At 42.5% G+C, this 24,056-nt stretch carries 17 protein-coding genes; 7 read left to right on the forward strand and 10 right to left on the reverse strand.

Translation table 11 applies throughout. The features are described from left to right. Nucleotides 1–111: 111 nt before the first annotated feature. Nucleotides 112–1,134: a protease SohB gene (gene sohB, locus HRU23_15545; protein NRA55554.1), complete on the forward strand. Its 1,023-nt coding sequence runs from the start codon at nucleotides 112–114 to the stop codon at nucleotides 1,132–1,134. Nucleotides 1,135–1,373: 239 nt separating this feature from the next. Here sohB and HRU23_15550 read toward each other — a convergent pair whose 3' ends face one another. Further along, complete coding sequence (locus HRU23_15550; GenBank protein ID NRA55555.1) at nucleotides 1,374–3,350, reverse strand: Ig-like domain-containing protein; 1,977 nt, start codon at nucleotides 3,348–3,350, stop codon at nucleotides 1,374–1,376. Between the two features lie 321 nt (nucleotides 3,351–3,671). Here HRU23_15550 and topA point away from each other — a divergent pair, with 321 nt between their 5' ends. After that, nucleotides 3,672–6,329 (forward strand): type I DNA topoisomerase, encoded by a 2,658-nt coding sequence (gene topA, locus HRU23_15555; protein NRA55556.1) that lies wholly within the window; start codon nucleotides 3,672–3,674, stop codon nucleotides 6,327–6,329. Nucleotides 6,330–6,790: 461 nt separating this feature from the next. Next, complete coding sequence (locus HRU23_15560; protein ID NRA55557.1) at nucleotides 6,791–8,284, forward strand: alanine:cation symporter family protein; 1,494 nt, start codon at nucleotides 6,791–6,793, stop codon at nucleotides 8,282–8,284. 699 nt (nucleotides 8,285–8,983) lie between these two features. On the opposite strand, the gene HRU23_15565 is transcribed toward HRU23_15560, so the two are convergent. Then, on the reverse strand, nucleotides 8,984–9,751 hold the full coding sequence (locus tag HRU23_15565) for a hypothetical protein (protein ID NRA55558.1): 768 nt from the start codon (nucleotides 9,749–9,751) through the stop codon (nucleotides 8,984–8,986). Between the two features lie 29 nt (nucleotides 9,752–9,780). Further along, complete coding sequence (locus tag HRU23_15570; protein ID NRA55559.1) at nucleotides 9,781–10,476, reverse strand: HAMP domain-containing histidine kinase; 696 nt, start codon at nucleotides 10,474–10,476, stop codon at nucleotides 9,781–9,783. A gap of 239 nt (nucleotides 10,477–10,715) precedes the next feature. On the opposite strand from HRU23_15570, the gene cysB reads away from it, so the two are divergent. Further along, nucleotides 10,716–11,696, forward strand: coding sequence for an HTH-type transcriptional regulator CysB (cysB, locus tag HRU23_15575; protein ID NRA55560.1), 981 nt, complete (start codon nucleotides 10,716–10,718; stop codon nucleotides 11,694–11,696). A gap of 254 nt (nucleotides 11,697–11,950) precedes the next feature. Here the strand turns inward: cysB and HRU23_15580 are convergent, their stop codons facing one another. Then, nucleotides 11,951–13,318: an L-serine ammonia-lyase gene (locus tag HRU23_15580; GenBank protein ID NRA55561.1), complete on the reverse strand. Its 1,368-nt coding sequence runs from the start codon at nucleotides 13,316–13,318 to the stop codon at nucleotides 11,951–11,953. A 205-nt stretch (nucleotides 13,319–13,523) separates the two neighbouring features. Between HRU23_15580 and nagZ the strand changes: the two genes are divergently transcribed. After that, on the forward strand, nucleotides 13,524–14,576 hold the full coding sequence (gene nagZ / locus HRU23_15585) for a beta-N-acetylhexosaminidase (GenBank protein NRA55562.1): 1,053 nt from the start codon (nucleotides 13,524–13,526) through the stop codon (nucleotides 14,574–14,576). Between the two features lie 85 nt (nucleotides 14,577–14,661). Here nagZ and HRU23_15590 read toward each other — a convergent pair whose 3' ends face one another. The 3 genes from HRU23_15590 to purU all read right to left on the reverse strand — a co-directional run bounded on the left by HRU23_15590 (nucleotide 14,662) and on the right by purU (nucleotide 17,374). Beyond that, on the reverse strand, nucleotides 14,662–15,621 hold the full coding sequence (locus tag HRU23_15590; protein ID NRA55563.1) for a DMT family transporter: 960 nt from the start codon (nucleotides 15,619–15,621) through the stop codon (nucleotides 14,662–14,664). An 88-nt stretch (nucleotides 15,622–15,709) separates the two neighbouring features. After that, nucleotides 15,710–16,510 carry a hydroxyacylglutathione hydrolase gene (gene gloB, locus HRU23_15595; GenBank protein NRA55564.1) on the reverse strand — a complete coding sequence of 267 codons (801 nt, stop codon included), beginning with the start codon at nucleotides 16,508–16,510 and terminating at the stop codon, nucleotides 15,710–15,712. A 12-nt stretch (nucleotides 16,511–16,522) separates the two neighbouring features. Continuing rightward, the gene (purU, locus tag HRU23_15600; protein ID NRA55565.1) at nucleotides 16,523–17,374 is read right to left on the reverse strand and encodes a formyltetrahydrofolate deformylase; all 852 of its coding nucleotides are present in this window, start codon (nucleotides 17,372–17,374) and stop codon (nucleotides 16,523–16,525) included. A 255-nt stretch (nucleotides 17,375–17,629) separates the two neighbouring features. Between purU and HRU23_15605 the strand changes: the two genes are divergently transcribed. Further along, on the forward strand, nucleotides 17,630–17,890 hold the full coding sequence (locus HRU23_15605) for a DUF1289 domain-containing protein (protein NRA55566.1): 261 nt from the start codon (nucleotides 17,630–17,632) through the stop codon (nucleotides 17,888–17,890). A gap of 69 nt (nucleotides 17,891–17,959) precedes the next feature. Here HRU23_15605 and HRU23_15610 read toward each other — a convergent pair whose 3' ends face one another. Further along, a complete protein-coding gene (locus HRU23_15610) occupies nucleotides 17,960–18,703 on the reverse strand; it encodes a YciK family oxidoreductase (protein NRA55567.1) in 744 nt (247 codons plus the stop codon). Between the two features lie 257 nt (nucleotides 18,704–18,960). On the opposite strand from HRU23_15610, the gene HRU23_15615 reads away from it, so the two are divergent. Further along, nucleotides 18,961–21,375 (forward strand): lipase, encoded by a 2,415-nt coding sequence (locus HRU23_15615; protein NRA55568.1) that lies wholly within the window; start codon nucleotides 18,961–18,963, stop codon nucleotides 21,373–21,375. Between the two features lie 118 nt (nucleotides 21,376–21,493). Here the strand turns inward: HRU23_15615 and HRU23_15620 are convergent, their stop codons facing one another. After that, the gene (locus HRU23_15620; GenBank protein NRA55569.1) at nucleotides 21,494–21,928 is read right to left on the reverse strand and encodes a hypothetical protein; all 435 of its coding nucleotides are present in this window, start codon (nucleotides 21,926–21,928) and stop codon (nucleotides 21,494–21,496) included. After that, nucleotides 21,918–24,056: a phosphate acetyltransferase gene (pta, locus tag HRU23_15625; GenBank protein ID NRA55570.1), complete on the reverse strand. Its 2,139-nt coding sequence runs from the start codon at nucleotides 24,054–24,056 to the stop codon at nucleotides 21,918–21,920. Before pta ends, HRU23_15620 begins: the two co-directional genes overlap by 11 nt.

A 24,056-nucleotide genomic window follows, 5' to 3' on the forward strand; every position in this document is an offset into this window, starting at 1 on the left:
CACACTACATACAATAGTGCTAATGTATGAATTGCTAATATACTGAGTTGATGACTTTTATGCTGATGTTTTGATAGAATTAAACCGACCGTTAATGTATTGGAGAATATTTTGGAATTTTTGTTCGAGTATGGATTATTTTTAGCGCAAGCCGTGACCATTGTGGTGGCGATTGTCACAGTGTTAGTAACTGTGATTGGCTTGTCGACGAAAGGAAAAGCAGAATCAGGCAGTTTAGTGATAACGAACCTCACTGAAGCATTAAACGATGTGGTGCTGGCTGTTAAGCAACAGATTTTAACCAAAGAGCAACTTAAAGCGTTAGCTAAAGCCGATAAAAAACAAAAGAAAGCCGATAAAAAGGCGCCGCCAGCCGCCAAAGACAAATTATTTGTGATTGACTTTAAAGGCTCGATGGATGCGCACGAAGTTGAGGCACTACGCAAAGAAGTGAGCGCAGTGGTTCAAGTAGCCACCAAGAGCGATAAAGTATTAATTCGCTTAGAAAGCCCCGGTGGTGTAGTGCATGGTTATGGTTTGGCCGCTAGTCAGCTTAAGCGCATTACCGATCGTGAAATTCCGCTGGTGGTTGCGGTTGATAAAGTAGCAGCCAGTGGCGGGTATATGATGGCTTGTATTGCCAACGAAATTGTCGCCGCACCTTTTGCTATTATTGGCTCAATTGGTGTAATCGCTCAAATACCAAATTTTAGTAAAATCTTGAAAAAGAATGATATTGAATTTGAACAAGTGACCGGCGGTGAATTTAAACGGACCTTGACCTTGTTTGGTGAAAATACCGATAAGGATCGTGAAAAGTTTCAGCAAGAAATCGACGAGACTCACGAGCTGTTTAAGCAGCATGTCAGCGTTAACCGGCCAAGTCTTGATATAAATAAAGTAGCAACCGGTGAGCACTGGTTTGGTAATCAGGCGATTGATCTTGGTTTGGTTGATAAAATCACCACCAGTGACGACTATCTATTGGAACAACATCAAGTGCGCGATATTTTTCATCTTAAATTTATGGTGCCAAAAACCTTAAGCCAAAAGCTAGGCAAAGCAGCCAGTGTTTCCGTTGACAGCACGTTGACCACATTATGGAATCGTTTACATAGCAATCGTTGGTTTTAAGCCTTTGTAAGCTCTATTTAGATTCTCTGTTTTTAAAGGCCATCACTAAGGTGATGGCCTTTTTGTTGGCAGAAGTTAAATAGACACTTCAGATTAAACTAAACATTAGGCTAGAGTTTTATAGTAGTAGGTCGGCAATTGCTAATACTGATTAAGAGCAGAGCCAAATATTTAGTGGCTATGAATAAAAATGGCTCCACAAGGGAGCCATTTAATTACAAAAGAGAATCAACTAAGGATTAATCGGATGTAGAGCAATCGCCTAATAGGCCAAACGGACCATTTCTACCAATACCGGCTCTAGGCGGGGTTACATTTTCTGCAGAAACATCTGAGGCGAGCACCGGCAATGTGAAAATTGCCTGAGCAGAGCTTTCTGTACCACCGACCTGTCCCGAAACCACTAATCTGATGTCGATCCAGCGCGCGAAACTTTGCGCATAGTCAATATCAATGGTCGCTTGGCCGTCATCATCGGTGGTGATCTGGCCCTCTGCGGCAACCACGTTGCCTGGGGTTAGCATGCCGTTGTCGTTTGTATCTTCGCCAGCGTCAAGAGTACCATTAGTATTGAGATCTTCATTGACACATTTAAATCGGCTTTCAGCACCAGTCGCTCCTAGAGCAGCCCAAGTTTCAAAATCGCCATCGGCATTATAAATCTGGTACCAGGCACCTTTATAATAACTTTGTGGCACTGCCGAAACAGTTAAAGCTTGATTTTTAATCGGGTTTGAATCGACGTCGGTGACAAAGACGGTATATTGCTTAGTGTAGGAATTGTTATCTTTTTCGATCAGACTATTACCCGTGCCTAAGCTAATAAATAAACCACTGTCAGCGACAGTGAGTGTTACGGTATCAAAGATAGAGGTGTCTTCACGTACTGTAGCAATAATCGAGACATCATCTTGAGCTGAGACTGCATTTGAGGTGTAAACAGTCGAGGCGCTACCGCTACTATCTGTTATTGCATTAGCAGGATAAATTGTACCGCCATTGGTATCAGTAAGGGTGAAATCAATCATTTTGTTTTTGACCAAATTACCATTAATATCACGCACTACCACTGATATTGTAGACGTTTGACCATTGGGCCCAATACTTTGAGGGAAAACTTGCGCTACTACGGCGTTAGCGGTTTCAGCAACAAATTCAAATTCTAACTGATTGTTTAATTCGATGACCTCACCGTTATCGTTATCTGTCCCGCTGAAGGTCAATAACGCTTTGCCCGAATTATTCGAAGTAACCCTAGCTGTTACTTTTCCGTCTACAGTTCCCGCTGATGATGCGGCTAAAATGCCTCTAGTTGAAGAAAAATCAACTTGGGTGCCATCAGTTACAGGCTGACCCTCACGTAACCAAGAAAGTGTTACTTCGACTTGATTCGAAAGTAAAACATCTGGAATGACGGTGCCTAAAGATGGATTAACAGTACTAGAAGTATTGTTAAAGCTAGTGAATAAAAATGAATCGGCTTGGACTGCAACAGCGTGGGTAGAGCTAGCCCCTAGTGCGTTGGCTACAATGCTATTAGTACCGCCTGAAGTACCAGTAATATTAACCGTCACCTGACCATTAGAGTCTGTCGTAACTGAGTCCGGTATTGTAATATTGGCCACATTACCACCATTGGTGGCTGCGTTTGTTAATGTCAGCGCAACGTTAACATTGGCAATGCCGGTACCATTAGAATTGAGTACATTTATAATATATGGCGTTGGGTCACTAAGTGCTAGCGAAGCTGAGCCCGTAAAAGAAACCGTGGTACCAATGACCTGCACCGTTATAGAATCGGTAATGTTACTACTAATTGCTGAAATTGAAATCAACCGGTTTTCCGGAGCATTCTCGGTTGTTAGTGTGGCAGTTGCCTTGCCATCTGACCCTGTCACAGCGTTAACAATTTGCAATTGACCAGAGTCGCTGGCAAATTGCACCGTAATCCCCTCAAGCAAGTTGTTACCGGAATTTTTAGCTATGGCAGTAAGAGTAACTTCTTGGGAGCCATCGGATGATATTTGTTGTGTGTTGGCATATAAACTGATGTCATCAGCTGTAATTGTTACTACGCTATCATCGCCATTTGAACTAGAGTCGGTTGTGTCGCCATTCGTTGAACTAGAGTCACTTCCGTCTAAGCTTCCGCCGCCACCACAACCAACCAACATTGTGAGTAATAAAAAACAACTGAGTCGCTGAACTATGCCCATATAACATTCCCTAAACTAAAAAAGTTAACAATAGTAATTTCCAGCCATTATATTAGCTGATAAATATCCAAAAAAAAGCACTAATTGATGAATAAGTGCTAGTTATTAGTAAGGTGGTTTATCTGAAACAACAAAATAAGCGATCACTTCTCTAAAATATTAAAAGTGGCGATAAATAAAACATTTGTTGCTCGGTTAAGCAAAAAAACCGAGTAAAGAGGTGTTATTTTAGGTTAATGCTTGAAATCCTCTCCTAAAGCAATTATATAATGGCAAATATACAATCATTTTTTCCATCTCCTTATTGGACGCATTTAATTTATGGGTAAATCATTAGTAATAGTGGAATCGCCAGCGAAAGCGAAAACTATTAACAAATACTTAGGCAAAGACTTCATTGTAAAGTCATCGGTTGGTCATATCCGTGATTTGCCGACATCAGGTTCGGTAAAGAAAAACAAATTTACCAAGACACCAGCCGAAGTACGGAAAATGCCTGCCGAAGAAAAGGAAATTTATAAAGCGGCTCGCGACAAGCAACAGCTAATTAACCGGATGGGCATTGATCCACTCGGCGGCTGGGATGCGCACTACGAAGTGCTGCCGGGCAAAGAGAAAGTGGTTAACGAGCTAAAAGCTCTGGCTGAAACCGCTGATTTTGTCTATCTCGCATCGGATTTGGATAGAGAAGGTGAGGCTATTGCTTGGCACCTCAAAGAAATTATTGGTGGCGATGAGTCGCGTTTTAAACGCGTTGTGTTTAATGAAATCACCAAAAATGCGATAAGCGAAGCCTTTGAAACGCCAACCCAGCTAAATATGGACGGTGTTAATGCCCAGCAAGCCAGACGCTTTTTAGATCGCGTGGTTGGTTACATGGTTTCACCACTATTGTGGAAAAAAGTGGCGCGTGGTTTGTCTGCTGGTCGAGTACAGTCGGTGGCAGTACGCTTGGTTGTTGAGCGTGAGCGAGAAATTAAAGCGTTTAATCCTGAAGAATTTTGGGATCTACACGCCGATTTAATTAACCAAGCACAAACACAGTTGATGCTTAAAGTCACAAAGTTTGCCGATAAAGCGTATAAACCTGTTAGTGCTGAGCAAAGCGAGGTGGCAGTAGCTGCATTGAAGGGTGCTGACTTCACGGTTAAGTCTCGTGAAGACAAGCCAACCAAATCTAAACCTAGCGCGCCATACATCACATCAACGCTTCAGCAGGCGGCAAGTACTCGTCTTGGCTTTGGGGTTAAGAAGACCATGATGATGGCTCAGCGGCTCTATGAAGCTGGTTACATCACTTATATGCGTACCGACTCGACTAACTTGAGTAAAGAAGCGGTTGAGAACGTGCGTGAGCACATTTTGAGTGAATACGGCAAAGCCTATGTACCTGAAGAACCTATTCGATACGGTAGCAAGGAAGGCGCACAAGAGGCTCACGAAGCTATTCGTCCTAGTGATGTCTCACGCAGCGCAACGTCATTAACTAAAATGGAGCGTGATGCCGAGCGTTTATATGAGCTTATCTGGCGTCAGTTTGTTGCTTGTCAGATGACAACAGCGCTTTATGATGTGACGAACTTAAAAGTGACCGCTGGTGACTATGAACTAAAAACGACCGGGCGCACACTTAAATTTGATGGTTGGACTCGCGTTCAAACCTCTGTTAAGCGAAAAAATGAAGACGATGTTACTTTGCCCGCTGTTGCTGTTGGCGAGTCATTAGACTTACAAGAGCTTCGTCCTAAGCAGCACTTTACTAAACCAACGGCGCGATTTAATGAAGCGTCACTGGTTAAAGAGCTTGAAAAACGTGGCATTGGTCGTCCGTCAACGTACGCATCAATTATTTCAACCATTCAAGATCGCGGTTATGCGCGGGTTGAAAATAAACGATTTTTCGCTGAAAAAATGGGCGAAATTATCACCGATCGTTTAGTGGAAAACTTTGAAGAATTGCTGTCTTATGACTTCACCGCGCAAATGGAACAAGAGCTTGACCAAATTGCCCAAGGTGGCATGGACTGGAAAGATTCGCTTGATAAATTCTATGCCGGTTTTACACAGCAGCTTGATATCGCCAATTTAACACCTGAAGAAGGCGGAATGCGCCCGAACCAAATGGTAATGACGGATATTGAATGTCCGACTTGTGCCAGAAAAATGGGGATACGTACTGGTACTACCGGCGTATTCTTAGGTTGTTCAGGTTATGATTTACCGCCCAAAGAGCGTTGTAAAACCACCATTAATTTAACCAGTGGTGACGACGCAGTCGCTGCTGATGATGAAGCCGAAACGCAAGCATTGATGGACCGACGTCGCTGTAGTCAGTGTGATACCGCGATGGACCCCTATTTGGTGGATGAAGAACGTAAGCTTCACGTGTGTGGTAATAACCCCGCGTGTGAAGGCAACGAGGTTGAGCAAGGCCAGTTTAAGATTAAAGGCTATGACGGTCCAATTATTGAGTGTGATCGCTGTACGCATGACATGGAGCTTAAGAACGGCCGCTTCGGTAAGTACTTTGCTTGTACTAATGTTGATGAGTGTAAAAACACCCGTAAACTGCTTAGAAGTGGAGAGGTTGCTCCGCCTAAAGAAGATCCGGTTCACTTACCTGAATTGGAATGTGCTAATCACGACGCGTATTTCGTACTACGCGATGGTGCCTCAGGCATATTCTTAGCGGCGCATACTTTTCCTAAAGCTCGTGAAACTCGCGCGCCACAGGTGGCAGAGCTGCATCGCTTTAGAGACAGAATTTCGTCAAAGTTTTATTACCTAGCTGATGCTCCACAAAAAGATCCTGAAGGGAACTCAGCGATTGTTCGTTATAGCCGTAAAAATAAAGAACAATATGTCATGACTGAAATAGAGAAGAAGGCTACAGGCTGGACCGCTCATTTTGAAAATGGCAAATGGGTTGAAAACCAAAAAGCTAAGCGAGCACCTAAAAAAGTTGCTGCTAAAAAATAGTACAAACTCTTAATTGTTAAAAAGCGCCTTAGGGCGCTTTTTTTGTTACTGATAGGTATCAATAACTTTTAATACCTCATATCTCCTTATGCAGTCTTTTTAAAGTAACAAGCCTTAACTCAAACACTGATATTTAACCTTTTGTTAACAAGTTTAACATCTGTTATGTGGGCTTGATCATGTTTTTAGGCTCGACTGCCTGAAATGTGGTCTATTCTCGCTTGTTTCGCCGTTCAAACCAGTTGCAATTGTAATTAATGGTTAATACAATTGTTGGCATGTTTTTTTACCTGACTTAACTTGTTAAAAGGTTAAGCAGACGAGTTGTGTGGCTTGGGATCAAAAACATTTAGATTATCAATTCAAATGATTGTGACGCTATGGTGTAACAAGTTGTTTGAAAAAGAGAAATCACTAATTATAAGAACAATCAATACAAAGACAATAAAGAGGTTTTATAGATGCAAGATTTAGTTAATTATATTAACGGTTTTATTTGGAGCCCGGCATTAATTTATTTATGTTTAGGCACTGGATTATTTTATTCGATCGTAACGCGTTTTGTGCAAGTTCGACTACTTAAAGAGATGTGGAATTTACTATTTACAGGTAAAGAATCTGAAAGCGGTATTTCATCATTTCAAGCGTTAGCCGTTTCGTTATCTGGCCGGGTTGGTACTGGTAATATTGCAGGTGTTGCTGCTGCGATTGGTTTTGGTGGCCCTGGCGCTGTTTTCTGGATGTGGATTGTGGCCTTTTTGGGTGCTGCCACTGCATACACCGAATCAACTTTAGCGCAAATCTATAAAGAAGAAGATGAAGGTCAGTACCGTGGTGGTCCGGCTTACTACTTCGAAAAATGCATGGGCCAAAAATGGTTTGCATGGATTTTTGCTATTTCGACTATCTTCGCTTGTGGTGTTTTCTTACCGGGTATTCAGTCAAATGCGATCGGTAATGCGATTGCAACGACTTTTGGTAGTGGCAACATGATTGATACCGCGATTGGTGTTATCAGTGTTACTAAGATTGCGACTGGCACAGTGATTGTGACTATGCTTGGTTTCATCATCTTTGGTGGTGTTAAGCGTATTGCACACTTTACTCAAATTGTTGTGCCTTTCATGGCATTGGCATACATTATTATCGCTTGTGTCGTGATTATATTAAACATCGACATGCTGCCTGAAGTATTTGCGCTGATCATCGGCGATGCATTTACTCCGATGGCTGGTTTTGGTGCTGCGATTGGTTGGGGTGTTAAACGTGGCGTTTACTCGAACGAAGCTGGCCAAGGTACTGGTCCTCATGCTGCTGCGGCCGCTGAAGTTGCTCACCCAGCTCAGCAAGGTTTAGTACAAGCATTTTCGGTTTACATCGATACCTTATTAGTTTGTACCGCGACAGCATTGATGATCCTTATTACGGGTGCGTATAATGTTCACGGTGCGGCAGAAGGCGCATTTATTATTCAAAACCTTGGTGCGGATGTGGCGGCAAATAGCCCAGCATTTACTCAGCAAGCGATTGAAACCGTGTTACCAAACGTTGGTAATCCATTTGTTGCTTTCACGCTGTTCTTCTTCGCTTTCACTACGCTGTTAGCTTATTACTATATTGCTGAAACCAACATTGCTTACATTAATCGTACGATTAAAATTCCTGGTCTGACGTTTGGGCTTAAAGTTGTATTGATGGTTGCTACATTCTACGGTTGTGTTAAAACAGCTAACTTAGCGTGGGGCCTAGGCGATATTGGCGTTGGTTTAATGGCATGGTTAAATATCATTGGTATTCTAATTATCTTTTTTGTGTCACGCCCAGCGATTAAAGCGTTAAAAGATTATGAAACTCAGCGTAATGCCGGTGTTAAAGATTACACCTTTGATCCAATTAAACTAGGGATCAAAAATGCAACGTTCTGGGAAAAGAGAATTTCTAAAGACAAAAAATAAGCATCAAGGCGTTAGCTAACTGCTAACAAATTATTAGCTTAAAAGGCTCAAGTCGCAAGACTTGGGCCTTTTTGTTTTTACGATGTTATTTAGTGTAAAAATATAAATGGACCTAATACCCGAGGCTGTCTCAGGTCTATTTAATTGTGTGGTTTGTTGCACCCATGGAGTTGCCATGAGAGCAGCCAGTCCGTATAGCCATTGCTATGTCTGCGAAGTTTCAGCGGCTATTGAGGCATTTGTGTTTGCTTAACCTGAGTTCTGGATAAGAGTTTTGTAACAGCTAGAAACTAAAGGAATACTTATATAATGAACTTCCAGTGACACAATTTTGGTGGATATTACAAGTTATCTGCTCCAGGCATAACTTAAGTACCAGCATCTATGTAGGTAAGGCATTTTTACTCCCAATAGCTGGCTATCAGCGTTGTTGGAAAAATTCACTTATCAGGTATTCAGGTTGCTTAATACTCTAATGGAATGTTCGGTTTAGAAGTACGATTAGCAGTCCTATCCCATTATTTAAATAGAAGCTGGGTAGGGTAATGCTGATTAAAAAGATACTGCCCAATGAAACTAGCGACAGCACTTGATATTAGACAGGGCGAGATTGGTCGATATGTCGGAGCTATTGAGCAAGGAAAAGCGCCACTAGGGCGCTTTTATCGCGAGATGATTACCGGATCTTTGTGGTAATTATTACCATTTCTTCTTCGGTTGAAACAGTAAATCTAGATCGGTACTTGATTTTTCTTCTTGTTCTTGACGCTGGCGTTCTTGGCGATCAATTTTCACTTGATCGAGAGTTTGCAACATTTTGCTGGCTTCTTCTAAACGTTCGCCAACAAAGGTGTCGCCGTCACTGTTGATCGCTTTGAGGGTTTTAATCGCCTTGTCTAAGTAAGTTCTCGCTGAGCCTATTTGCTTAGCTTCAATCGCTATTTTAGCTCGCTTGATAATCGAATTAATATTGACACGGATTTGTAATAAGTCGATGCGTTTTATTTCATTACTATAAACTTCAGGGTTTATTCGGCCACGCTTTTGCTCCGAATTAATTGTGCCTTTTAGTTTTTTTAGTACCTGGACCAATTGCAGTACTTCGCGATCGTCGGTTGGTAAATTAAAGGTATCAAGCCCTTTTGAATGAAAGGTTTTGCCAATTTGTTCAATCAGCATCAGCCGGTCATTGATTTGGCTGGTTAAACTATTATCACTGTTAATTTGTTTGATGCTTTTCTGCGTTTCCATAATGCGGTTGTGTAATACCATCATCAGTGATTTGGTGACCGGAATATTGGCAATACGCGATAAAAGATCTTCTGTCTCGTCAACCGTAATGGTTAACCGTGCAACCTCTGCGCGTTGATCTTGCTCAACGCGACGTTTTTGTTGCTGCATCACAGTGAAGGCGATAAGGATAATAATGAGCGCCGAGACTGCAACTAAAATAAGAGTAAAGGACATGTAAGGCAATCCATATTGTTCTAAGGAAACTAAGGTAAGCGAATTTTAAACGAACTACCGTTGAGTTCGCTATCGTTAGATAAAATTATTTCACCCGTTATATCATTTTGCAGGTGTGATACAGCAATTAAACGGGAAAATAGTAAACCTATGCCCATTCTACCGTATTTAGTATCAAGTGTATCTATTGGAGCCGCAGCCGCTTCAATCATTTGAGCCGGATACCCGCTCGAATCATCAATCACGTCAATTTCAAGAATATTGTTAATTAACATAGCCCTGATAATAATTTTATCTTTGCTGTATCTAATTGCATTGCTGAGTACATCATCGATTAAATATGAAATTAATTCTTTATCTAAATACCACATTAAATCAATGTCGACATCAAGTTGGCAGTCTATTTTTGTGCTTTGACTATAGATATCATTTTGGCAAATCACAGATTCCAGTAAGTCATGGACCAATACTTGCTCTATATTAACCAGTAAACGATCTTCTTCGGCTTGATATAATCCCATTATTTGGGTTAGGCCACCGTTGATTCGCTGAACTTGATAATTAATATCGGATAGTTCACGTGCTGATATTACTTTGTCTTGTTCTGGTTGTTGATTAAGCGTTTGCAGCGATTGAAACATCATCGTTAATGAGTTTCTCATATCTTGAGCTATAGCAGATAAGACCTTGTTGTAATTAATTTTACTGCTGGATGATTGCGTCATAATAGATATCTTTTATCCTACATTAGCCGATTTACATATTTCTCTATCATAACGCTACTAGCGATATAAAAGCTAGTTTCAAGCCTTAACTGAGCAAGTTATCCGTCGGATGAAAAATAAATAATTAGACAAACTTGTTTCTTATTACCTTTGTACGGTATATTGTGATTGCTTATAGCAAAAAGCTATTAGTAAACGACTAGCTAGAATCCCCGTAATACCTTATTAGAGTATCCATTATGAAGTTACAACAGCTTAGATATATTGTTGAAGTCAACAATAACAACTTAAATGTTTCGGCCACCGCTGAAAGTCTGTTTACCTCACAGCCCGGTATCAGTAAACAAGTTAGGATGCTTGAAGATGAATTAGGGATTCAAATTTTTGGCCGTAGTGGTAAGCATTTGACCCACGTGACCAACGCCGGCCTTGAAATTATTAGCATTGCTAATGACATCTTGTCTAAAGTTGAGAGTATTAAGTCAGTGGCGTATGAACATACTAAACCAGACGAAGGGGCGCTAAATATAGCGACTACTCATACTCAGGCCCGTTACGCCTTACCAAATATTATAGGTAAGTTTATAAAAAGCTATCCTAAGGTATCGCTGCACATGCACCAAGGAACGCCATCACAAATTAGTGAAATGGCGGTTAAGGGCGAAGCTGATTTTGCAATTGCAACCGAGTCGATGCACCTTTACCATGACCTTATCATGTTGCCTTGTTATCATTGGGGCCGCTCTGTGGTGGTTAAAAAAGATCATCCCTTGGCTAAAATGACTAAAGAGAATTTAACCATTGAAGCGGTAGCTAAGTTTCCATTAGTGACTTATGTGTTTGGCTTTCAACGCAAATCAGATTTAGAAATTGCGTTTAACAAAGCTAATTTAGAACCCAATGTTGTTTTTTCTGCGACTAGCGCTGATGTGTTAAAAACCTACGTTCGGTTGGGCTTAGGGGTTGGGGTTATTGCGACAATGGCGATTAATGCTGAATTGGATGATGATCTTGTTGCAATCGATGCTTCACATTTGTTTGGTTTAAGTACCACTAAGATTGGTTTTCGAAAAGGCACGTTCTTACGTACTTATATGTACGATTTTATTGAAGAGTTTGCACCGCACTTAACCCGTAATTTGGTGTCAACTGCCGTTACTTTAAAAGATTCAGATCAAGTGGATGCTTTGTTTAAAGACATTAAGTTACCGATCCGCTAGTAACGCACTTAATTAATAAAATTGATATTACGGCATAAAAAAGGCGAACAATTAATTGTTCGCCTTTTTCGTTCATCATGTTAGTGACTAATACAAATTCCGTTAAATTAGTGGCCAATTTATTAACGAGGGAAAACGGATGAGAACAAGGCATTTATTTACGTCTGTAGTAATTCTACAGAGAAAATAAATAACGCGGTTATCATTTGTTTTAACCGTTAAGAATGATCAGTTAATTATCGGAATTGGTATAACTAACACTCAACAATATTCACCGCGAGACCACCACGAGCTGTCTCTTTGTATTTGGTCTTCATGTCGTTGCCAGTCTCCCACATGGTTTTAATGACTTTGTCTAACGACACTTTTTGATTGCCATCACCACGCAGTGCTAACCTTGAGGCATTAATCGCTTTTACTGAGCCCATCGCGTTACGTTCAATGCAAGGTACCTGCACCAAACCACCAACAGGATCACAGGTTAATCCTAGATTGTGTTCCATGCCTATTTCAGCCGCGTTTTCGACTTGGTCGACCGTGCCACCCATAATATCAGTAATGGCAGCAGCGGCCATTGAACAGGCAACACCCACTTCACCCTGACAGCCAACTTCGGCACCGGAAATTGAGGCGTTTTTCTTGTATAAAATACCAATGGCGGCGGCAGTAAGCAGATAACGAACCGCAATTTCATCGGTGACCGGCTCAACGAACTTGTCGTAATAACACAGTACAGCGGGCAGAATTCCTGCCGCCCCGTTGGTGGGTGCTGTGACCACTTGACCGCCAGCGGCATTTTCTTCATTGACTGACATCGCGAACAGATTAACCCAATCGATAGCTGTTAAAGGATCGGTCGAATGAATGCTTTCGGCACTTAACTGGCGATACAATGCCGGGGCACGACGGCGTAATTTTAAACCGCCTTCTAAGATCCCTTCACGACGGAAGCCACGCTCGACACTTTTGCGCATAGTCAGCCAAATATTTGCTAGCTTGTCACGTACTTGTTGTTCTGGCAGCAATTGCTTTTCATTTTCCATCATTAAAGCCGAGATACTTAACCCATTCTCTTTGCAGGTTGCTAATAGTTCTGCGCCGCTACCAAATGGATATTTAGATTTATCTTCTTGGTTGGTGTCGACCAATTTTATTTCTTCGTCGTCAACAATAAAACCGCCACCAATTGAGTAGTAGACTTTGCTAAATAAAAGTTCTTTGCCATTGTAAGCGAGTAATTCCATCGCATTAGAATGCGTCGGCAGAGTTTTACGGCGATGAAAGATAATGGCATCTTTTTTTGGAAAGCTGGTATCGTGACTGCCAAGTAAAGAGATCCGTTGGTCGGTCGCCACTTGTTTTAAAATGCTGTCGATAATTTCAGGATCAATGGTGTCTGGTTCATGACCGGCTAGCCCTAAAATTACGGCTTTGCCGGTACCGTGGCCGATCCCGGTTTGACCTAGAGAACCATAGAGCTCGGTCTTTACATGGCTCACTTGGCTTAACAGGTTTTGCTCTTCGAGCAGCTTAGTAAAACGGTAGGCCGCTTTCATCGGGCCGACGGTGTGGGAGCTTGAAGGGCCTATACCGATACTAAACATATCAAATACACTAATCATACTTTTTCTCAATAAATACTTAATACTATACTTAAGGCTAATGTTACACTATGGCCCATTTCCACTCAACGTTCCACTAGGTTGTATTTGGTAATTCTTTGTTACCAAATTGTAAATAATGAGTGTGTAAGCGGTATATATCAATCCGGATTGAATGCGGGATTGGCATTAGTTTAAAGTCGTTGTCAAACAAAGGAGTAAGGTTTTGGGACCATTGATGTTAGATATACAAGGGTTGAGTCTATCGGCAGTTGAGCAAACACAGCTCGCTAGTCCTTTAGTGGGCGGCGCTATTTTATTTAGTCGAAATTTCGATAATTTAGATCAACTAAGCCAGCTAATAATAGCGATTCGTGAGATTACCGGTGAGCAATTTATCATTGCGGTTGATCATGAAGGCGGCCGAGTTCAGCGCTTTAAACAAGGGTTTACCCACATTCCGGCAATGGCGAGCATTTTAAAACATGCGCAGGGCGATCTAGTGCAAGCAAAAGTCGATGCGGTGGAATTAGGCTGGTTAATGGCGAGCGAATTGTTAAGTCTCGACATTGATATCAGCTTTGCACCGGTACTAGATGTTGATGGTTGTTCAAGTGTGATCGGTGATCGTGCCTTTTCAAGTGAGCCAGCGCAAGTAATCGCGCTAGGGCAGAGTTTTATCGAGGGCATGGCGCAAGCGGGAATGAAATGTACCGGAAAACACTTTCCGGGTCATGGCAGTGTCGCGGCAGATTCACACATTGCAATTCCGGTTGACGAGCGCTCTCAGGCTGCAATAGAAAGCTTAGATATGTCAATTTTCAAGAACTTGATCGGTCAACAAAAACTGAATGCGTTAATGCCAGCTCATGTTATCTATCCGGCATTTGACGACAAACCAGCAGGGTTCTCGCCATTTTGGATCCAGCAAGTACTGCGGCAGCAGCTTAAGTTCGATGGGGTAATTTTCAGTGATGACCTTGGTATGGAAGGCGCGACTGTTGCCGGTAATTTTGAGCAACGAACCCACGCGGCGCTAACGGCCGGCTGCGACATGGTTTTAGTGTGCAATAAGCCACAAGGTACCATTGAAGTTTTAGCTTACTTAGAGCGCGAGTTTAATCAGTTAGTATCTTTAGTCGAGCGTAACCAATCGGCGGCTCGGTTACGTCAAATGTTGCCAACAGCGCAGCATGATCGCGTGCAATTATTGGCGAGCCAGCGTTGGTTAAGTGCAGTGGCAACCGCTGAGGAACTTCGACTAGCCTTGATAAGCTAAGCGTAACAAGGCAACTCTACGCACGCTTACGCACAACCTCAGTGATTGTGCGTAACTGTGCTAAGCGTTGCAGCGACTAAAAGTATTAACCTTCAGCACACTTTTTCTTATTTCGTTTAAACATTAGCCCCAGCTTTCCTTTACTGCTTAACTTTATCTCGCTGAGCAAAGTCGCACCAATAATTAATGCCGCGCCCCACAGCTGATTGCCGGTTAAAATTTCGTTGCCGACATAGACCCCAAAAAAAGCGGCGCTGACGGGTTCCATGGTAAAAATTATCGCGGTTTTGGTCGCTGTGGTGTACTGCTGCATGTATGTTTGCACTAAAAATGCATAAACAGTCGCAAAAACAGCTGTAATCAATACTGCTTTGACAAAAGTGTAATCAAAGTTTAAATCGAAGGTCGCAGGTTCTAGGCCCAGTGAAAAGACCAATGACAGGACTGTTACCGTAATAAATTGAAATAACACCACGATAAAAACATTGGCTTTACTGGAAAATTGCCCGGTTAGTACAATATGTAAGGCAAACATCAAGGCGCAAATTAAGACCAGTATTTCGCCAAAGCCAAAACTAAGGGTACCGCTCATGGTTAGGAAGTACAACCCGGCTAGGGCGACCAGTGTACTAATGATAATCTTTTTACTGATGTGCTGTTTAAACAGCATATAAGCTAAAAATGGCACCAAAATGACATTGAAGCCAGTGATAAAGGCAACGATAGAGCTTTTTACCGAGAGCAGACCGAAGGTTTGAGTCGCAAAACCCGCAAATAGTACCGTGCCTAAAATAACCCCATAACGAACGGCCACAAGGTCTATCGCCGGCAAATATTTATAAGCAATCACTGCCATTAATAAGGTGGATATAAAAAATCGCCAAAATAAGAAGGCATATACCGGGACATCTGCAATGGCGTCTTGCACCATTAAAAAGGTTAAACCCCAGGCAATGGCGGTTGTTAATAACAAAAAATCTGCTTTTAGTGCTTGAAATCTAGCTAAATTCACTTCTACTTCTCTCAACTGTTGACGGTAAACCATTGGGCATCTTACTGGCTAGTTCCGTTAAATTCAATCGAAGTGAGTATAAATTAACCCAGATTGAGGGTTGCTTTAGGCCGGTTACTAACTAAAAGTTGTCTTTCCATTGCCGCAGTTGGGCAAAAGTCTCAACGGAGTTGGGGATGGGTTTTGTCGATGAACGAATTACAATACTGGCAATAACCGTCGCTTCTTTGGTACGTAAAAAGGGATTGGTCGCACGTTCTTGCTCGATGGTTGAGGGCACGGTAGGCTGCTTAAGCAGGCGTTGTTGCTGGCAGTAAGCAATGCGCGCCGAAATCGTTTCATTGGTCGGCTCTACAGCCTGCGCAAAATCAAGATTACTTAACGTGTATTCATGGGCGCAGTATACTTTGGTTGCGCCGGGCAGCTCGGCTAACTTTTGCAGTGACTGAGCCATCTGTTGCGGCGAGCCTTCAAATAAACGACCACAGCCGCCAGCAAATAAGGTATCACCACAAAATAGACTGTCTTGATCATAAAAGGCAATGTGGCCTAAAGTATGACCGGGCAGGTCAAGTACTTTAAGAGTTAGCCCCAACGCCTCAATGTAAGCAATATCACCTTGTTCTAGCGCGATATCGGTTACTGATTGCGCTTCAATTTTGGGGCCGTAGACCGTAAACGGTTGCTTGTTTAAGGCTGCATGGCTTCGTAATTGCGCGATACCGCCGATATGATCTTGATGATGATGGGTCACCAGAACAGCCGCCAATTCTAGTTGACGCGTTGCCAATTGCGCAATCACTACGTTGGCATCACCGGGATCAACAACAACACACTGATTGCTGTCGGGGCGGGTAATTAGCCAAATGTAGTTGTCATTAAATGCGGCAATCGGGCTTACGTCATAATTGTGGCTGTTCATGGTTACCTGCTTTTAGTCTAAAATAACGGTTTTGTTACCGTGAATTAATATTCTGTCTTCAATATGAAGGTGCAGGCCACGGGCTAACACGAGTTTTTCAACATCTTTACCCAATCTTACCATGTCTTCAGGTTGGGTGCGGTGACTGATCCGTGCAACGTCTTGTTCGATGATTGGGCCGGCATCTAGATGTTGCGTTACATAATGACAGGTTGCGCCAATCAGTTTTACGCCACGCTCAAAGGCTTGGTGGTAAGGCTTAGCACCGGCGAATGAAGGTAAAAAGCTGTGATGAATATTGATAATTCGATCTTGGTATTTATGACAGACCGATTCCGGTATTATTTGCATATAACGCGCAAGTACGATGGTATCGGCATTATGCTGGTCGATAATCTCACTCACTTTATCAAAATGAGCCTGCTTATCTTTGGTCATTGGCACATGGAAAAAAGGAATGCCATACCACTCGACAAGTTGACGTAGATCGTCATGATTAGAAATAACACAGGGAATATCGCAAACTAAGTCACCACTGTGCCAACGGTTTAAAATATCAGAAAGACAATGTGATTGCTTACTACACATCAACACCATGCGGTGAGCGATAGCGCTGTCGGTGATTTTCCATTGCATTGATAGCTCTTGCGCTAGCGGGGCAAATTTTTGCTTAAATTGTTCGAGTCCAAAAGGCAGTGAACTGGCGGTGATTTCGTTGCGCATAAAAAACCAATTCTGATCTTTCTCAGTGTGATGATTGGCCTCTAAAATCGAACCCTGATGTTGGGCAATAAACTGACTTACTTTTGCCACAATACCTATACTGTCTGGGCACGACACGGTTAAACGATATACTCTTTCCACTGTTGCTCTTACCTATTAATTAATGACTTAAATGACCCTAGCATCTTAGGTCAAAGCGGTCATCATGCCAACGACAATTTTAGTAATGATTAGGCCAATGGCTAAAATTGTGATTAACGCTGGTGTTATTGAGTTAAGTTGAGTAGCTTGGTTAAAATAACCGCATTTTTGGCGTGTTACGGATACGGTCATTAATCCGGATTGGTATAATAATTAATGGCTTTAAAATGACGCCTTTAAAATAATGGTTTGATAATGACAACCGCGATAAATGATCAATTACAGTTATTTGATATTGAAAACCCTTGCATCAAAGTGTGCGAGGTCAACAATCGTGGGTATTGTCAAGGCTGTATGCGTAGCCGTGAGGAGCGTTTTCATTGGCATCAGTTAAATGATTCGACCAAAAGCAAGGTGCTTAAATTATGTCAGCTGCGACGTCGTCGTCAGGTGCGTGATAAAGCCAGAAAACAACAGGCTGAGGACAAGGGACCAGAAAATTTGTCTCTGTTCTAACCCTGTCCTGAACTTGCGCCTGTTGGTGTAAAATAGTCATTGAGCCGTTATTGAATTGTCATTGAGTATTTATTTCGGTTGGGCGTCGATTGACTCACCCGTTACCTTGGCGCTTTCATCGGCCATTAAAAACAAATATGGTGCCATAATATCACGTGGCGATTTAAGTAAGCTGGCGTTCTCGCCTGGGAAAGCCCGTGCGCGCATTTGGGTGCTGGTCGCACCTGGGTTGATACAGTTAACTCGCACTGGGGTGTTTTCTAATTCATCGGCCAAGGTTTGCATCATGCCTTCTGTTGCAAATTTAGAAATGGCGTAGGCGCCCCAGTAAGCACGACCTTTTCGACCCACGCTGCTCGTGGTAAAGATAACAGAGCTGTGAACTGATTTTTTCAGTAGCGGTAGTAGTGCTTTGGTCATCGTAAACGCGGCAGTTACATTTACCTTCATGACATCGTCAAAACTGCTTTGTTCTATTTGCTCAAAAGGCGATAACACGGTTAATATCGCGGCATTATGCAAAACACCATCTAAACGCTTAAATTGCTGTTCGATGGTATCGGTCATGTCGATATAATGTTGTTCGGTAGCACCTTTAAGATCTAGCGGTACTATTGCAGGCTCAGGGTGACCCGCTGCGACTATTTGATCGTACACACTTTCTAACTTACTGACTGTCTTACCGAGCAAGATGACGGTGGCGCCTTGCTCAGCATATGACAACGCTGCTTGACGCCCAATGCCGTCTCCTGCACCCGTTACTAATATCACCTTAGATTTTAGTGCATTTGCTTTAATTGAAAGGTTTAACATGGAATGTCCTAATAAAAAAAGATTAGAGCTTTTTGTCTAAATATAACTCAACTTTCAATAAGTTATTTAAATATCTATTAAAAAACAATATCTTTGAGAGCTGTAAAACCTTCAAAATTGATAGATTAATCAGATTCTTTAGGTTAAGTTGAATACTATCTGTACATATTTCATAAAGATACCACTCGATATAAGGGCTATTCTATCAAGCTTGACACGAGATTAAACAATAATAATTAAAGTAAATAGGGAAATGTATGAAAAAATTACTACTGAGTGTTTCTATTGCCAGTGTCCTTGGTTTAGCGGGCTGTAGCGGTGATGAATCAATCGCCGAAATTAAGCAGCAAGTAGAGGACGCAGGGGGTGTGCAACAGCCTGCTTCACGGATTATATTTGATCCATCTGGGGGAAACCTATCAGTACCAAATGACTTACTGTTTAAAGATACTACAGACGGTACGTTGTTTTTACCTGGTGAGAAAGATGCTACTGGTGTAGCGTTAGCTGCTCCTGATTATACCGACCCGAGCATTGCACTTGGCGCGTTAGATGGGTGGTCAACCACTTCGGCTTTTTCGGTTGATGTTGCTATGGGTGCTGCTGGTGTTACTCTTGCTCCTGCAGCCTTTGCACAAGCTGGAGCCGTCCGTTTATTTGAAGTCAACTTAGGCGGCCTTTTATCACCGGTTGCAGATTGTAATACAGTTGCTTCTCTTCACTTGTGTGGTGATATTGTACAAGAGTTAGAGTATGGTCAAACGGGCGACTTTATTGCTGCGCCTAGTGACAAGAAGATAGTTATTATGCCAATGAAACCTTTCAAAGCTTCGCAAGGTTATTTATTAGTATTAACTAATAATATAGAAGACAGCGAAGGTAACGCGTTACGCGGTTCGTCTACTTATGAAACCGTGCGAACAGATATAACAACCATGCCATTACCTTTGCCATCGCAACTTGGTTTGCAATCTATAATCAATTCTTATGAAGCTGGCGCCGTTGCTGCAAGTGATTTAGACCAAGATAGCATCATTTATACCGCCGCTTTCACCACTCAATCGGTCGTTGACGTGTTTGAAACAACGAAGTTCTTGATGGTAAATCCACTAGCTTCTCCATCATATACATCATACAAACCGAGCATTTCGGCAGCTCCAGAAATCGGTACTTCACCTGCACCATCAATTTCTATTGCCGCCGTCGACTATTATACTGCGAGCTTAACTGTACCATTTTACGGTGAATGTTCGAAAAGTGCTTGTCTAGGCCTCAATGATGAAAACGAGACTGTCGCATTAATTAATGGCCGTTGGCAAGCGGCAAGTGAAAGTCCGGTTGCACAAGCAATGATGGTCACTGATACAGCCAGACACTTAACACGCTTTAACCCCGTGCCCGCTGTACAGAGTATTGAAGATATTCCAGTTCAAATTACGATCCCTAAAATTGGCACCAAGCCAGACGCCGGTTGGCCAGTTGTTATTGCCATGCATGGTTTAGGAGGAGGCAAAGAGTCAACGTTAGCCTATGCTAATGCCTACGCTGCTGCGGGAATTGCGACAATTGCGATTGATATGCCTTTACACGGTGAGCGCTCGTTTGGTTTCGGTGCTGGTAGTACAGGAGGTTACCTTGTAACTGCCACTAATGTCGCCTATGGTTCATTAATCGGTCAACCAACAGCATTTACTGACGGCGATACTTTAGCTTTCATTAATGTTGGCAGTCCGTTAACAGTGCGCGATAATTTCCGTCAAGCTATTTTAGACAACCTTGCACTGCGTTTAGCACTGAACTCAATGCCTGATATAGCAGGTATATCTGATACCTTAGATGCTACAAAAGTTAGTATTCAAGGATTGAGCTTAGGGGGGATTGTTGGCACGAGCGTGGCCACTTACGCCAACTCAGGTTTGTTTAATCCTGCGACGAAAGAGCTGCTAGCTGTACCTAATTATTTTGCGCTTACGAATGCTGCTTTAGTCGCACCAGCAGGAGGATTGGCGGGCTCATTTGCTGGCTCATCAGCTTTTTCACCAGTATTGTTTAACACCATTGTCGCTACCGATGACTTCCAAGAATTGGTTGATGCTGCTAATACCCAAGGCCATGCTGAAGGTACGTCGGATTATAATGACGTTGTACGGGCAGAGTACGGCAAGTTCATACCATCATTTGCTTTTGCAATTCAAACCGCGGTTGACTCCATTGACCCAATTAACTATGGCGCGGCATTAGCGGCATCAGAAATACCGGTTCAGGTCATTGAAATTGTGGGGGATGGGGCTGATAATTTGTCTGATCAAACATTACCAAATCGCGTTTTACAACTGCCATTGCCTAACTTAGACCCATTGCCTATCCCATTCCTGCTGTCAGGTACTGAACCATTGATTGCTAGTTTAGGGTTGGATTGTGTTGATAGTATGACCACTGGTGCAACGTCTGGAGTCGTGCGTTTTACCAAAGGACATCACAGTTCATTAGGTGACTCGCGTGAACAAACTGGTATTACTGAGGATTTGGGTTTTGCACTACTAGCCACTATGGAAATGCAAGCACAGGTAGCTAGTTTTGCCGCGACTGGTTTTGTTGATTCAATGACTGAGACTGTCACTAGTAGAATCACAGTTACTAATGATGACGTAGTAAAAGCTTGTGCCCCTTAAGTAATAAAGAAAATGCGTGTTAGCTGTCGCGATACAGTAAGTTGCAGCTAGTACAACAAAAAAGCCCAATCAATTTTCATTGATTGGGCTTTTTATTACGCTGTAATTAGCGATTTTTTTAAGACTTAGATATCCGCTTAACTTTCCAGCGGCCATCTTGATGAGTCATTAATAAAAAACGATCATCGGCGACAATGCCACCATTAACCTTGCCACGAATGTGCAATTCAACCGTTAGATCCTTGCGGGTCTTGCGAAAGAAATCGCCGCCAACATCTGACACCTCAATCGTTGCTTTATTCAGTGACAAGTCCATGACATGACGCTGGATCATTTTTATGCTGCGATAATGGCCAACGATATCGGCAATTTTCTTAGTCGAATGCGACTTAATCGTTTTGATGTCTTTTTGATTGTAGACCGCATCAACAAATTCCTTGGCAACTTGCTCAGGTAACATGATTGATTCTTTATCGCCACAAGCTGTGACGCCAATAGCGAGCGCCACAATGAGGCCTTTACGTAATATTTTTAGGTATTTATTAGTTTGCATTTTGCTCGGCTTGTTTACTTTGAATTGCGGTTAAAGCAATAGTGTAAACAATATCATCTACTAATGCACCTCTAGAGAGATCATTTACCGGCTTACGCATGCCTTGCAGCATTGGACCAATACTGATTAGATCGGCACTTCGTTGCACAGCTTTGTAGGTAGTATTACCGGTATTTAAATCTGGGAAAATAAATACATTCGCTTCACCGGCCACTGGGCTGTTCGGTGCTTTTGACGCAGCGACATTTTTCATCACTGCAGCATCGTACTGCAGAGGTCCGTCAATAATTAAATCGGGACGACGCTCTTTTGCGATTTTGGTCGCTTCACGTACTTTTTCAACATCAGAACCGGTACCAGAAGTACCCGTTGAGTAACTGATCATGGCCACTTTAGGTTGAATGCCAAAGGCTAGGGCTGAATCAGCCGATTGAATTGCAATCTCTGCTAGTTGCTCAGCGGTAGGATCTGGATTGATCGCACAGTCACCATAAACATAAACTTGTTCTGGTAACAGCATAAAGAAGATTGATGAAACTAAACTTGAGCCTGGGGCTGTTTTAACCAACTGCAACGGCGGACGTATCGTGTTGGCTGTGGTGTGAATGGCGCCGGAAACTAGCCCATCGACTTCATTTTGCGCTAGCATCATTGACGCTAATACTACATTGTCTTTAAGCTGTTCACGGGCGACGACGCTGGTTAGGCCTTTGTGTTCACGTAGCTTAACCATAGGCTCAATGTAACGCTCGCGTACTGATTGTGGATCAACAATAGTAACACCACTACCAATTTCTACACCTTGCTGCTTAGCAATTAATGAAATTGTTTCAGCGTTGCCCAATAAAATACAGTTAGCAATATTACGCTGAGCACAAATTGTGGCGGCTTTAATAGTACGTGGTTCTTCACCTTCAGGCAGTACAACTGTCTTTTTAGCTCGGCGCGCCATTTCAGTTAATTGATAACGGAAAGCGGCAGGAGACAAGCGGCGTTGCCGACTAGACACTTGAGTTAGAGTACTAATCCAGTGCTTATCAATATGACTGGCCATAAATTCTTGCACTTGAAGAATACGCTCGTCGTCATCAACTGGAACTTCGTGATTAAAGTTTTGTAAGTTGATTGAAGTTTGCCATGTGTTGGTTTCAACTAACAAAATGGGTAAACCAGTCGCCATTGCTTGTTGACATAACGCCATTACAGCGGCTTCTGGCTCATAATCATTGGTGAGTAGTAAAGCACCAACCTTGACGCCATTCATTGCGGCTAAACATGCAGAGACAATAACATCAGAGCGGTCACCTGAGGCGACCAATAATTTGTCCGCGACAAAATTCTCAACCATGTTAGGAATACTGCGTGCGCAGAAACTGGTACTGCGTAAACGTCGGGTATGTATTTCACCCTCGTTTAATACCTTAGCATCAAGGTGTCGACATAAATCAATCACGCGTGGCGCGATGATATTCTCATTCCATGGCACATAACCTAAAACGCGAATTGGGCTGCGACCAAACAACTGGAATACTTCCATTTGTTTTTGCTGATTGTTGCTTTTTGTGCCGGCTAAATCAGGTCGAATCACGCCATTGGCATCAATCGGTGCATTGATTTGATTTACGATACAACCCAAAATTCGTTCTGAGTCGGTGCCGCCAAAGCTTTGGCATGCAATTTCGATTCGTTCTTTTTGTTGAATTGCATTGTCGCTACCAGGTGAAGTAACAAAAACAACTTCAGCGTCTAACGCACGCGCAATATCATTGTTAAGGCTGCTCGAAAACTGGTGCTTTCGGCTCGGCACTAGGCCTTCAATAATTAAAATATCATTATTGAGCAGAGCTTTGTTTGCCCGTTCGACAATTTCTTCAAGCAAGGTATCTGCTTGATCGTTACTCATTAAACCAGCAACGTAGGCCGAGCTAAAAGGCTGTGGCGGTTTAATATTAGGGTTTTTACCAATAATAGCGGTAGAGCGTTCGCAGCCATTGTCGCTCGGTTGTGCTACTGGTTTAAAAAAGTTTACCTTAACGCCATGGCGTTCCAGCGCATGGACTAATCCGAGACTAACAGAGGTTAAACCAACACCTGAACAGACTGGGACTAACATAATAGTTCTTGCCAT

The sequence above is a fragment of the Gammaproteobacteria bacterium genome (assembly GCA_013214945.1).
GTDB lineage: Bacteria > Pseudomonadota > Gammaproteobacteria > Enterobacterales > Psychrobiaceae > Psychrobium.